The sequence below is a fragment of the Alsobacter sp. P4_H11 genome, from assembly GCF_056400925.1.
On record NZ_JBFUKI010000001.1, the window covers coordinates 343575 to 355694 of the forward strand.

The following is a 12120-nucleotide window of genomic DNA, read 5'->3' on the forward strand; positions in this document are numbered from 1 at the left end:
TCAGCTGGCGAAGAGCCGGTCGAACTGCTCGACGAGCTTGCCGCGCACGGGCGCGATCTTGGCCCAGTCCACCGACTGCAGCGCCAGCACCTCGGCCGGCGTGGCCGGCGTGTAGGGCTTCGCGGCTTCCGGAATGGGAACGTCCTTCACGGTCGGGCCGAAGAAGTAGGGCGCGTTCGCGGCACGCGTCTGGTACTCGACCGAGAGCAGCATGTTCATCCACTCGGCGACCAGATCGGGATGGCGGGTCTTGGCGACCGCCGACATGAACGACACGATCGCGACCGGGCCGGGCGTCGGCTTGATGAACTTGATCGGGAGGCCCTTGTCGGCCGCGCCCGCGGCGTCGTTGTTCCAGATCGGCGCCAGCGCGATCTCCTCGCGCTCCAGCATCTGCAGCAGCTGCGTGGGCGAGCGGCCCACGATGGGCTTCAGCTCCTGCAGCTTCGCCCAGCCCGGCTCGAGATTGTCCTCGGACCCGCCAAAGGTCTTGGCCGCGATCACCAGCACGCCGAGGCCGAGATTCGAGGAGGCGCGCGGAATGCCGATCTTGCCGCGGTATTCCGGGTTCCACAGGTCGGCCCAGCCCTTGGGAAGGGTTTTCACCATCTTCTCGTTGTAGGCGACGCCGATCAGCGAGTAGCTCGCCGGCACGCCATAGCCCTGGCTCTTGGCCACGAAGTCGGGAACCAGGTTGGCGTAATTCGGGATCTTGGCCGGGTCGACCTTCTCGATGTAGCCGTCCCTGATTCCGATCAGGTGAGGCGGCTCGCCGTTCGGCAGCGCGTCATAGGGCGAGTAACCCTGCGCGGCCTTGATTTGCGCCACCACGTCCTGGCTCTCGCTCGGCACGAGCCGAACCTTGAGCCCGGGATGCTTCTCCTCCATGCGCTTTGCGAGCCACTGGTGCGGCTCCTGCAACTGGCCCGCGAAGCTCACGATCACGAGCTCCCTGGCCTCCTGCGCCCTCAGGCTCGTCGGCAAGGCCGCGGCCGCGCCGGCCGCCAGGGTGGTGGACAGGAAAGTGCGGCGATCGACGGTGGTGAGGCGTGTCATGGCGGCGTCTCCGAAGGGCTTCAACGGGTGGCGGATCACATCGCAAAGGTGCGGTCGAAACGCTCGACCAGCTGCCCGCGCACGGGCACGATCTTGGGCCAGTCGATCGTCTGCAGCGCCAGCACCTCCTCGGGCGTCGAAGGCGTGTAGGCGGCGGCGTCGGCCGGAACCGAAACGCCCTTCACGGTCGGCCCGAAATAGTACGGCGCGGCGGCGGCCCGCGCCTGGTACTCGGCGCTGATGATCCCGTTCATCCACTCGTCGACGAGCTCGGGCGCGCGGGTGCGGGCGATGCCGGAAAAGAACGAGATGATCGCGATGGCGCCGGGCTTCGGCTTCACGAAGGCGATGGGCAGGCCCTTGCCGGCCGCCGCCGCGGTGTTGTTGTTCCACAGCGGAGCCATCGCGATCTCCTCGCGCTCCAGCATCTGCGTGAGGCTGGCGGGCGAGCGCGCCGCCTTGGCGTCAAGCTCCTTCAGCTTCGCCCAGCCGGGCTCGAGGTCGGCCTCCGAGCCGCCGAAGGTCTTGGCCGCGATCGCCAGGGTGGCGAGGCCGAGATTGGACGACGTGCGGGCGATCCCGACCTTGCCCTTGAATTCCGGCTTCCAGAGGTCCGCCCAGCTCGTTGGCGGCGCCTTCACCATCGCGGTGTTGTACGCGATGCCGACCAGCGAATAGGTGGCCGGCACGCCGTAGCCCTGGCTCTTGTCGAGCAGCGACGGGTAGACGTTGCCGAGGTTCGGCAGCGCAGAATCGTTGCGCTTGGCGAGGTATTGCTCGCCGATGCCGATCAGGTGCGGCGGCTCGTCGTTTGGCATGGCGTCATAGGGCGAAAAGCCCTGGCCGGCCTTGATCTGCGCCACCACGTCCTGGCTGTCCGACGGAACGAGCCGGATCTTCAGCCCGGGGCGGCGCGCCTCGATCTGATCGGCGAGCCAGCGATGCGGCTGGGACAGGACGCCCGGATAGGAAATGATCACCAGCTCGGTGGCGGTCTGTGCGCGCAGAACGGAGGGCGACGCGACGGCGGCGACGCCGCCCAACGCGGTGATCAAGGCTTCGCGACGGCTCATCGACATGGCGGCGGTCCTTTCTGGGATCCGGGATAGCGCTGGCGGCCCACGCGTGGGCGAGGTCGGGCAGTGGAGAGATGGGATTAAGGCGAAGTGGCGCGTCCGCGCCGCGCAACGCCGCCTGAACGGCGCATCAGCGCCGCAGGCGCATCAACGTCTGGCGCGTTCGAGCGAGCCCAGCAGGGCCACGAAGAGCCGGCAGGAACGCGAGCGCCATACGGCGCTGCGGCCGCGCGCGCCGCCGCGGCGGCCGGAATGACCGGCGGCTCTGCAGGGGGCGCGGGATGGCGTTGCGTGGCTCACAAATGAAAGCGTTTCACAATGGCGGGGGGCGCACAAGCTGATTTGATATGCAGCGATGCTTGATAATGCGGCACTGCTAGCAGCCGTTTAGTGGGTAGCTGCTCGTGCGCCGATACAAGTAGTCAGTCTCCCGGCATTCACACCCGCTCTCCCCCGCACATAACGTCCCGTCCGCAACGGGACTGTCCTTCTCGACGGGGAAGTCGCGTCCGCATTCAGAGGACGTACAGCTGGCGCGCAAAGCCGACTGATTTGAACGCGTGCTCCTGACCCTGAACGGACCTTGAGAATGCCGCTTGCACCGCGGTGCTCAACATCGAATGGTGTTTGTCGAAGTTAGGGTCCCTGGAACTTTCGGCCCGCCGCCCGCTTATCGGGCACCACACAGCTCAGAGAGATGGTGGCAGCCTGCCCCTGAGTGCCGCAGAACATACCGGAGCTTGCGTAATAATGTGCCATATGGGCAAGTCTCAATGTCAGGTTCAGCTAAGGTACCGCTAAAAGGCAAAAGAGCCGGCTACCCCAATCTATCCAGATCTTCCCGAAGCTTCTTTATTTCAGCTTCGTCCAAAGCGAATTTGCCATTGTTATAGACCTCACCCGCCAAAGTGAGCATATGCCGCGCTTCCGCCACAAAGGACCTATCGCCGCTAATAGCGATTTTCTGGATGAGAGCGGCCGAAAGATTCTTTTGAACCCTCGCTTGCATGAGTCGGATCATCCCATCGTATTTAGCAACGCATTCGCGAAGATTGATTATGGATATATCCAGTAAAAACCTATCCGACTTTGAGCGCGCTGATCTGAAACGCTCCAATCCTAATCCAGACAGTGCGTATGCGACTTCGAGTTGGCCACTGTTAGCCCTATGATAAATCTCCAATTCTTCGTAGAGAGAAATGAGCTTGCGGTGCAAGTCATGCGTCTTAAGTGAACGAAATACTGCGTTCACTGTATCAGCTAATTTGTTCGTGACATAAAGCCATTCTTTGCTATTTTTTGTCGTACGCTGCTCACGAACATTGAAAAGGAAGTTGGATAGTGGAATGGAAACTGCGTTACCACCTTTATCAACTGCCGCCCATTCAGCATATCCTGGTATAACTATCAGACAGAAAGAAATTTCACTAGGCGCATCCGCGATAGTGTATGTTTTAATTTGATCACCTACCCGCAAATTGCGTTGGTCTATGTCTACTAACGAGCCCGCGTTCCCTCTAAACTTAGCTTTTCGCACATCAACCAACTCAGGCGAGAGCGCAATTTCTAATTCTATTTCTCTGGGCTTAGATCTAATCTTTAGAATTGGCCCTACAAGCTCATAATCCCAAACTCCGGTGCTTACAGAAATTTCGTTCTTATTGATCTCAAGAATTTTGGCTCCTTTTTCGTCGAATACTCCTAGGTTTAATAGCAGCGCTGTATCTTGTCTTTCGAAATTTAGCGCGAAAAATATATCCAAGATAATTATTGGACAGTAATGGCCATCATGAATGTCATACTTTAGAGCTTGCGGGCCAAGCTTAAATGCTGTCAGGCCATGGTCGAAATGCGCTATGTCGACAGCGGGTGTTTCGCTTGCGTTTGAGTTACGAGGATTTCTATTCTTTGCTACGACTTGTGCGCTGCTGATCCTTTTCGAAGTCTTGGATGCATGATGGTTGTAGCAAAGCAGAGTCAAATTGGACGCCTCATGGCACTGAACTTCGCTGAAGGGGTCCATATGATCATATGTAAACAAGGGCACGCCGCAGAAGATGCAGCCGAAACCGCAACGCTGGCGCACTTCTCTCTTGATCCCTTCAGGGATGGTCCTGGCAATCGCACTCTGCTTTTCGAACGCAATGCGCTCTGCTTCTACGTCACTCATTTGACCCTCGCTACAGTCAGGATGGGTACGCAGAATGGGTACGCACTCGCTGGGCATGCAGCCTAGGGGACTGCAAATACTGGGAAATTCATGCTCAAAATAGCGTGGCGGAGGGAGCGGGATTCGTAGCCAAGCCCAGATTCCTTGCCGCGACCTGCAGCATGACGAAAGTCCGACGTCAATCAAACCGGGTTGTAGCCCTTCGCATAGGTGGGCTGCGATCCCAAAGGCTTGGGACCACGTCGCCGCTCTGGAGGTAGTTCAAGACCGCGCCAAGATAGCGGCGGAAATCATCGTTCTCCTCAGCGATCCGGTTCGCGCTAGCCCAGTCAACTTCTTCGCGTTCGCGTGCGGGGATGAGGATCCTGCCTGCGAGGGCGTCGTCGTGGTCAAGGCGGATGTAACCCACACCATGCAGAGCGCAGAGCATCTCGAGCTCTCGCCAGGTGTCCGCCCCGCGTACCTCCGTGGCTGCTAAGTAGGCGCGGTTTGCCCATTGGCTGTTGGAGACGGTTTGGAAGAAAGCCTCTCGGATGTCGCCGGAGGTGAGCCGTACCTTAACTTCGACTGAGATAAGCTTGGCTCGGCGGGTTGGGAGTTGCCTCGAACAGTCTCTTACGATCCTGGTCCAGGCGAGATCCGGAACGATCATCCCATCGATGTCCGGGTGGAGCCACTTATTGCCGTTGCGTCCTCGGCGGTTGGCGCTTCGGCTTTCGTTGACCCGTATTCCAAGCGTACTCTCGATGTCAGCAAGGAACTCGAGCACGTTAGGATAGAGACTTGCCTCTTTCAGGCTCTCCTCTAGCGTGAGCTCAGCCTCAACTATCTCCTTGAGTGCGGCGATCGGGTCCGCATCGGGAGCTCCGCCTGCGTCTTCAACCTCGTGAGCAAATGAGCTAGCAGCAAGCGTTGGAGCGGCGGCAAAGAAGCGGATGCCGTCCGACACGTCTACCTGCACACTTTCGCTCGCTTCAACGATCGCATGTCGCCTTGCATACAGCTCGCGTTCAATTTGGTAACCGACAGACCGTCCGGCATGCTGAGCCTCATACTCCCGCCTCTTGCGCGCGAAATGATCCGGGTAACTTGTTAAGAGCCGTTCAGCGAGTTCCCGTGGCCGGAGCTTCTCGCCGGCTGCATCGAGGATTGCAGCAGTCGCCAACGCGACCAAAGTAGGTTTAGTCATGCTCTGCCCGCAGAAACCGTAGGCGACCGAACCACTGTCCGAGATTCGCGGTCGATTGCCGTCATTGTATATCGACCATTGCGCAATGGTTCAAAGCCGGCCACGTCCATCCGGCTTCACCTTTAAAAATCGCCTTTTGCAAGAGGCCGAACTTCTGCTCTTGGCGCGAAGGGTAACTTCATTGCTTCGGAACTAAGCTGCTTCCCGAGCTGTCCCTTGGACATTGGGCCATACACTCACGCCGGCGATTGCAGGCGCTTGTTGATGCTCAGCAGGATGCCGCTCGCCACGCCCGCGAAGGTGGCCAGAAGGACGGTGAGCGCCAGGATGAGTTCGACGTTGTGCAGTCCGATGGCGTTCATCAGCAGGAACCCGAGGCCACGCTGCGAGGCGAACATTTCGCCCAGCAGCGTGCCGATGAGCGTCAGCGAAAAGCCGATGCGCAGCCCCGTGAAGATCTCCGGCATGGCGGCCGGGATCACGATCCGCAGAATGGCGTCCCAGGCCCCCAGCCGCATCACCCGCCCCGTCTTGATGTAGACCCGTCGCACATTGCGCACCGCCGCCATCGTGAACAGCGCGATCGGGATGATCCCGTGGATGGCCCCGAACGCCACCTTGGCGGCGATGCCGAGGCCGAACATCAGCAGCAGGATTGGATAAAGGGTGATCTTCGGGATCGAGTAGACCGCCACCAGCACGGGTTCGAACACCGCGCTCATGAAGCGGTTGAGCCCGAGCGTGAAGCCGATCGCCAGGCCGATGGCGATGGCCAGCAGCAGGGCGAGGCCGAAGGCCTTGGCGGTCTCGGCGAGGTGCGGCAGGAAGAGCGGCGTCGTCATGAACTTCGCCATGAACGCCGCCGTCTGCGCCGGCGAGCGAAGCGCCACGTCGCCGACCATCCAGTAGAGCGCCTGCCAGGCGACGAGGATCGCGGCCAGCAGCGTCAGCGTGTTGCGCAGGGAGCCGTTCGCGAACCGCGTCATGCCAGGCCTCGTCTCGCCATCAGGACCTTTTCCCAGCGCGCGATCCCCATGTTGATGCTGATGGACACGAGCAGGATCAGCACGATCAGCGGGTACATGGTCGCATTGTCGAAGTTCATGTAGGCGAAGCTGATCTCGTAGCCCATGCCGCCATTGGACATGATGAACTCGGCCCCGATGATGCCGATCAGCGAATAGGCGACGGCCAGCTTCGCGCCTGTCATGATGGCGGGCGCGGCGCAGGGCAGGGTGATCTGCAGCGCGGTCTGGAGCGGCGACAGGCGCATCACCCGCGAGGTTTTCATCAGCGCGCGTGGCACGCGGTCGAGGCCGTTCAGCGTGTTCACGATCACGGCGACGACGCCCAGCATGGCCCCGATGAAGATCTGCGGCGCGTCGCCGAGCCCCAGCACCACGATCAGCAGCGGATAGAACGCGAAGACCGGGATGGCGTAGTAGGTGGCGAACAGCGGATCGAGCGTGTCGCGCACGCGGCGGAAGCGGTGGATCACGAGGCCGCTCGCGACGCCAAGCGCCATCGCGATCGCGAACGCGATGGCGGCGTTGCCGAGCGTCTTCGCGATGGCGGCGTTGAGCGAGCCGGAGGCGAGCAACTTCCACAAATCCATCAAGATTCGGTGGGGCGGCTGCATGGTGATCCGGTCGATGACGCCGAACAGGCACAGCGCCTCGATGGTCGCCAGGAGGCCGACGAGGAGCCCCGTCCGCCAAAGGCCAGCGCGCGTCATGCCGCCGCGCCCGCGTGGCCAAGCGACTTCATGGATTCCTCGCGGAGCGACCGCCAGAGGCGCGCCGTGATGGCGCCGAAGGCCTCCTGCTCGACGATGCGGCTGTCGCGCTCGCGCGGCCAGCCGGTCTCGATGACGTCGATCAGCCGGCCGGGCCGGGCCGACATCACGCCGATGCGGTCGGCCAGCATGGCGGCCTCGTCGAGCGCGTGCGTGATCAGGAACACGGTCGCGCCGGTCTTGCGCCAGAGATCGAGCACCTCGTCGCCCATCAGCAGGCGGGTCTGCTGGTCGAGGGCGCCGAAGGGTTCGTCCAGCAGGATCAGCTTGGGCTCGGTAACCAGCGTCCGGGCGATGCAGACGCGCTGGCGCATGCCGCCCGAGAGCTGCGCCGGATAGGCGTCCGCGAACGGAACGAGGCCCATCATGGCGAGCGCCCGCTTGATCCGGCGCTGCTTCTCGTCAGGCGCGAGCGGCAGCCGCTTGAGCCCGAACGCGATGTTGTCGCGCACGCTCAGCCACGGGAACGACGCGTCCTCCTGGAACACGACGCCGACACCGTCCGGGATCTCGCCCCGGATCGGGCTGCCTTCGTACAGGACCTCGCCGCTCGTCGCGTCGGCGAGGCCGGCGATCAGCTCCAGCAAGGTGGACTTGCCGCAGCCCGACGGGCCGACCACGGCGAAGAACTCGCCGCGCCGGAGCTCCAGGTCGATGGGCCCGAGCGCGTGGACCGGGGCGCCGCCCCGGCCGGAGGCCGGGAAAACCTTCTCGGCCGCCCGCAACGCGACCTGCGCGGTCGGAACGTCCCTCATTTCAGCGCCTTCAGGTCGTCCGGCAGGAACTGCGTGTCCACCATGGAGGCGGCGTCCACGTCGCCCGTGATCGCGCCGACCATCTTCTGGACCTCGATGGCCTTCTTCAGCCCCTCCATGTGGAACTGGCCGGCGCCCCAATAGTCGACGCCGTCCGTCTTGCTGCCCACCAGGGCGGTGACGGATCCGCGGGCCACCTCGGGCTCGAGATTGTAGACCTTGGCGATGATGTCGCCGGCCTCGTTCGGGTTCTGCTTCATGAACTCAACGGCGCGGCGCCGCGCCCGGATGACGCCCTTGATGAAGTCGCCCTTGGAGGCGGCCGCCGAACCCGACGCCGCGCCAAGCACGTTGGCGATGGGCGGCAGCATGTCGGAGGCCTTAGCGATCGCCCGGTACTTGTCCTTAAACTTGGCCCAGAGGGGTTCCGGAATGGGCGCGATGTCGACGAGCCCGATGTCGAGCGCGGCCACGCCCTCGCCGAAGCCGCCGGTCTTCACCAACTCGACGTCCTTGGCGGTCAGGCCGCCGGACTGCAGCACGAGGGTGGCGAGGGCCTGGCTGGTGGAGCGCGGGTTGGTGTAGCCCATCTTCTTGCCCTTGAGGTCCTGGACGGACTTGATGGGCGAGTCAGGCTTCACGGCCCAGACGAATTCCGCGACCGTGAGCACGTTGTCGCTGATGAACTTAATGTCCGCGCCTTGCTGGACGGCCGCGATCACGGCGTTGGGGTTGACCTCGGCGTAAGGGGCGGAGCCGGCCAGCATGTTGCGCAGGGTTGTGCCGCCGCCGGCGCTGGAGAGGATGCCCGTGACATTGGCGCCCTCCTCCTTGAAGTAGCCTTTCTCCATCGCAACCGCGAAGGGCATGCCGTTGGCGGACACGCCGTAATTGCTGACGACGATCTCTTCCGCCCTGCCGGCCGTCGAGCCGACCAGCATCGCGGCCAAGCCGGCCGCGGCGAGCACGCTGCGTTCCGTGGTTCCGTTCATGTGGCTTCCTCCCGTTGTGTCCGTCTTGTCGCGGATCGCTGCGCCGCGATGGGCGCGTTTCGGTGCAGTCTAGTCGGTTGCGGCGGGCTTGTGGTCCCGCTCGATGGCCCGCCAACGCGCAAGGTCGACGGCCTGGTCCAGCGTCGCCCGCGCGGCGGCTCCGCCGGCGAAGACCTGGAGCGGCTGCGAGCCATCGCCGTGGCGGCGCAGCGCCTCCAAGGCGTCGCGCATGGTCGCGACGATGCGGAACATGAGGCTCGCCGGAAAGGAAACCTGGGTAAAGCCCAGGGCGCCGAGTTCGACGGGGCTGATCCAGGGCGTATCGCCGCCCTCGAACATGGCGGCGGACAGGAACGAGCCCCGGAAGGCCGCGCCGACGCGGCGGTAATCCTCCTCCGTTTTCAGCCCGGCGACGAACACGCCGTCGGCGCCCAGAGCCAGGAACCGCTCGGCGCGCCGCATCGCCGCGTCCAGCCCGAGCGGGCCATACGCGTCGGTGCGGCCCACCACGAAGGTCTCGCGATCCTGGCGCACGCTCAGGGCGGTGCGCAGCTTGGCCTCGATCACAGCCTCGTCGACCACGGCGGCGGCCTTGTCGGCGCGCTGCTGCTTGCTGTCGCGATCCTGGTCCTCGAGCAGGAAGCCGCGGACGCCGATCGCCTCGTAGGCCTCCACCAGGCGCGCAACGCTCTTGACGTCGCCATAGCCGTCATCCGCATCGGCGAAGAAGGGAAGGTGGGAGGCCGCCGCGATGTCGCGGACGCCGCTCACCATATCGGAGAGACCGATCAAACCGATATCCGGATAGGCGTGCCGGGCCGCCAGCAGGGCGGAGCCCCCGATCGCGAAGGCGCGAAAGCCGGCCTGTTCAATCAGCCGGGCCGACAGCGCGTCATGCGCGAGCGGGGTGATCAGGGGCGTTTCGGCTGCAAGGGCCTGCCGGATTGTTGCGCGGGTCATGAGGCCTTGCGCTCCACCAGACTGCCAGGGAATAGCCAGCGCGAGGAGGCGAGGCTCCGGTCGTAATGGGCGTCGATTTCGCCTTCGAACGCCAGCGTGATCGCGATCTCGTCATCACCGCGCAGCAGGGCCTGGGCGCGCGACGCCGGGATCAGGAACGGGTAGGCTTCGCCGCCCGGCGCGATCACGGTCGCGGAGGCCAGGTCCACCGTGAATGGAGCGCCGCCCTGGGACGCGCCGCCAAGGGCCCGGAACGTCGCGGCGTCCACGACGCCCGCCACGAGGCCGTTCCGGAACGCGTTCTCGTAGAAAATGTCCGCGAAGCTGGGCGCCAGCACGCAGCCGACGCCGAACTGGACAAGGGCCCAGACGGCGGCCTCGCGCGAACTGCCGCAGCCGAAATTCTCGCCCGCCAGCAGGATGCGGGCCTGGCGGAACTCGGGCCGGTTGAGCACGAAGTCCGGCTTCTCGCGCCCTTCCTCGTCATAGCGCTGGGCCCCGAACAGGCCCTTGCCCAGATCCGCCGTCGCGGTTCGCAGCCACGCGGAGGGAATAATCTGGTCGGTATTGACGTTCGGCGTCGGCATTGAGGCCATCGCGCCATGCACGGTCGAGACCGGGTTTCTCATGCGCGCGGCCCCTTGCGGATGTCGACGATACGCCCCGCCAGGGCGGCGGCCGCCACCGTGGCTGGGCTCGCCAGATGGGTGCGGCTCCCGGGCCCTTGGCGGTTTTCGAAATTGCGGTTGGTGGTCGCGATGCAGCGCGAGCCGGGCGGCGCCACGTCCTGGTTGATGCTGACGCACATGGAGCAGCCCGCGTCGCGCCATTCGAAGCCGGCGTCGCGGAACACGTGGTGCAGCCCAAGCGCCTCCGCGTCGCGCTTCACCGACATGGAGCCGGGCACCACCAGAGCCTTCACGCCCGGCGCGACCCTGCGCCCGCGAACCACCGCGGCGGCGGCTTCGAGGTCGGAGACGCGCGCGTTGGTGCAGGAGCCGATGAATGCGATGTCGACCGGGATGCCTTCAAGCGGCGTCCCGGGCTCCAGGCCCATGTAGTGGATCGCCTTGGCGGCGGCGTCGCGGCGGCGGACGTCGTCCATCCGCGCCGGATCGGGCACATAGCCGTCAACCCCGGCGACGTCCTCGGGCGTGGTGCCCCACGTGACTTGCGGCGCCATGCCGTCGCAGTTGATCGTCACGTCACGTTCGAACGCGGCTTCGGGATCGCTGGCGAGACGGCGCCAGGCCTGGACGGCGGCTTCGAAATCCTGGCCGCGGGGGGCGAACTCCCGGCCGCGCACATAGGCGAACGCCTTTTCGTCCGGCGCGATGAGGCCGAGCCTCGCGCCCAGTTCGATCGACATGTTGCAGATGGTCAGGCGGCCCTCGACCGAAAGCGCCTGGATGGCCGAGCCCGCATACTCGACCGCGCAGCCGCGTCCGCCAGCGACGCCGACCGTCCCCATGGCGCGCAGGATCAGGTCCTTCGCCGAAATCCCGTCCGGCGGAACGCCCTCGAAGCGGATCCGCATGGCCCGCGGGCGAGCCAGCGCCAGCGTCTGCGTCGCCAGGACGTGCTCGACCTCGCTGGTTCCCACGCCGATGCCGAGCGCGCCGAGCCCGCCGACCGTGGAGGTGTGGCTGTCGCCACAGGCGAGAATGCATCCGGGAAGCGCCAGCCCGAGCTCCGGCGCGATTACGTGGACGATGCCCTGGCGAGGATCCTCGACGCCGAAATGGCGGATACGGTTGCGATAGGCGTTGCCCCGCATCAGGCCAAGCAGCTCGCGGCCGCCCGGATTGGTGTCTTCCGTCCGGCCGGGCTCCGTCGAGACGATGTGGTCCTGGGTCGCGACCGTCAGGTCGGGGCGACGGACGGCGCGGCCGGCGCGCCTGAGGCCGTCGAAAGCGACTGCGCTGGTGGTTTCCTGAAGCACGTGGCGATCGACGAAGATGAGATCGCGCCCGTCGTCGAGCCGGCGCACGAGATGCGCATTCCAGATTTTCTCGAACAGGGTGGCCGGCGGCTGTTCACCCATGGCGGGCTGGCCGGATGACGCAGCTCTGAACAGGACGAGCAGCCGACAGGGCGGCGCCGCGAGCGCGGTCGCATGCCATGAAT

General features: G+C 64.4%; 11 protein-coding genes. All 11 read right to left on the bottom strand.

Going from position 1 to position 12120, the window contains the following annotated elements; genetic code table 11:
- Positions 1–1056: an ABC transporter substrate-binding protein gene (locus AC1DSZ_RS01560; RefSeq protein ID WP_476836641.1), complete on the bottom strand. Its 1056-nt coding sequence runs from the start codon at positions 1054–1056 to the stop codon at positions 1–3.
- 35 nt (positions 1057–1091) lie between these two features.
- Entirely contained in the window at positions 1092–2135 is a 1044-nt protein-coding gene (locus AC1DSZ_RS01565) for an ABC transporter substrate-binding protein (RefSeq protein ID WP_476836642.1), read from the bottom strand.
- Positions 2136–2949: 814 nt separating this feature from the next.
- Complete coding sequence (locus AC1DSZ_RS01570; RefSeq protein WP_476836643.1) at positions 2950–4302, bottom strand: HNH endonuclease; 1353 nt, start codon at positions 4300–4302, stop codon at positions 2950–2952.
- 178 nt (positions 4303–4480) lie between these two features.
- The gene (locus AC1DSZ_RS01575) at positions 4481–5491 is read right to left on the bottom strand and encodes a hypothetical protein (RefSeq protein ID WP_476836644.1); all 1011 of its coding nucleotides are present in this window, start codon (positions 5489–5491) and stop codon (positions 4481–4483) included.
- A 236-nt stretch (positions 5492–5727) separates the two neighbouring features.
- Positions 5728–6477: an ABC transporter permease gene (locus AC1DSZ_RS01580; protein ID WP_476836645.1), complete on the bottom strand. Its 750-nt coding sequence runs from the start codon at positions 6475–6477 to the stop codon at positions 5728–5730.
- Positions 6474–7226, bottom strand: coding sequence for an ABC transporter permease (locus tag AC1DSZ_RS01585; RefSeq protein WP_476836646.1), 753 nt, complete (start codon positions 7224–7226; stop codon positions 6474–6476). Before AC1DSZ_RS01585 ends, AC1DSZ_RS01580 begins: the two co-directional genes overlap by 4 nt.
- Positions 7223–8041, bottom strand: coding sequence for an ABC transporter ATP-binding protein (locus tag AC1DSZ_RS01590; RefSeq protein ID WP_476836647.1), 819 nt, complete (start codon positions 8039–8041; stop codon positions 7223–7225). The genes AC1DSZ_RS01585 and AC1DSZ_RS01590 overlap by 4 nt, the downstream gene beginning before the upstream one ends.
- Complete coding sequence (locus AC1DSZ_RS01595; RefSeq protein WP_476836648.1) at positions 8038–9033, bottom strand: ABC transporter substrate-binding protein; 996 nt, start codon at positions 9031–9033, stop codon at positions 8038–8040. Before AC1DSZ_RS01595 ends, AC1DSZ_RS01590 begins: the two co-directional genes overlap by 4 nt.
- 69 nt (positions 9034–9102) lie before the next feature.
- Positions 9103–9993, bottom strand: coding sequence for an isocitrate lyase/PEP mutase family protein (locus tag AC1DSZ_RS01600; protein ID WP_476836649.1), 891 nt, complete (start codon positions 9991–9993; stop codon positions 9103–9105).
- The gene (leuD, locus tag AC1DSZ_RS01605) at positions 9990–10622 is read right to left on the bottom strand and encodes a 3-isopropylmalate dehydratase small subunit (protein WP_476836650.1); all 633 of its coding nucleotides are present in this window, start codon (positions 10620–10622) and stop codon (positions 9990–9992) included. The genes AC1DSZ_RS01600 and leuD overlap by 4 nt, the downstream gene beginning before the upstream one ends.
- A complete protein-coding gene (leuC, locus tag AC1DSZ_RS01610) occupies positions 10619–12037 on the bottom strand; it encodes a 3-isopropylmalate dehydratase large subunit (protein WP_476836651.1) in 1419 nt (472 codons plus the stop codon). Before leuC ends, leuD begins: the two co-directional genes overlap by 4 nt.
- Positions 12038–12120: the final 83 nt, after the last annotated feature.

Coding starts and splice junctions, on each gene's coding strand:
- AC1DSZ_RS01565 (WP_476836642.1), bottom strand. CDS start 2,135: ATGTCGATGAGCCGTCGCGAAGCCTTGATCACCGCGTTGGGCGGCGTC.
- AC1DSZ_RS01570 (WP_476836643.1), bottom strand. CDS start 4,302: ATGAGTGACGTAGAAGCAGAGCGCATTGCGTTCGAAAAGCAGAGTGCG.
- AC1DSZ_RS01595 (WP_476836648.1), bottom strand. CDS start 9,033: ATGAACGGAACCACGGAACGCAGCGTGCTCGCCGCGGCCGGCTTGGCC.
- AC1DSZ_RS01580 (WP_476836645.1), bottom strand. CDS start 6,477: ATGACGCGGTTCGCGAACGGCTCCCTGCGCAACACGCTGACGCTGCTG.
- AC1DSZ_RS01585 (WP_476836646.1), bottom strand. CDS start 7,226: ATGACGCGCGCTGGCCTTTGGCGGACGGGGCTCCTCGTCGGCCTCCTG.
- AC1DSZ_RS01590 (WP_476836647.1), bottom strand. CDS start 8,041: ATGAGGGACGTTCCGACCGCGCAGGTCGCGTTGCGGGCGGCCGAGAAG.
- AC1DSZ_RS01560 (WP_476836641.1), bottom strand. CDS start 1,056: ATGACACGCCTCACCACCGTCGATCGCCGCACTTTCCTGTCCACCACC.
- AC1DSZ_RS01600 (WP_476836649.1), bottom strand. CDS start 9,993: ATGACCCGCGCAACAATCCGGCAGGCCCTTGCAGCCGAAACGCCCCTG.
- leuD (WP_476836650.1), bottom strand. CDS start 10,622: ATGAGAAACCCGGTCTCGACCGTGCATGGCGCGATGGCCTCAATGCCG.
- AC1DSZ_RS01575 (WP_476836644.1), bottom strand. CDS start 5,491: ATGACTAAACCTACTTTGGTCGCGTTGGCGACTGCTGCAATCCTCGAT.
- leuC (WP_476836651.1), bottom strand. CDS start 12,037: ATGGGTGAACAGCCGCCGGCCACCCTGTTCGAGAAAATCTGGAATGCG.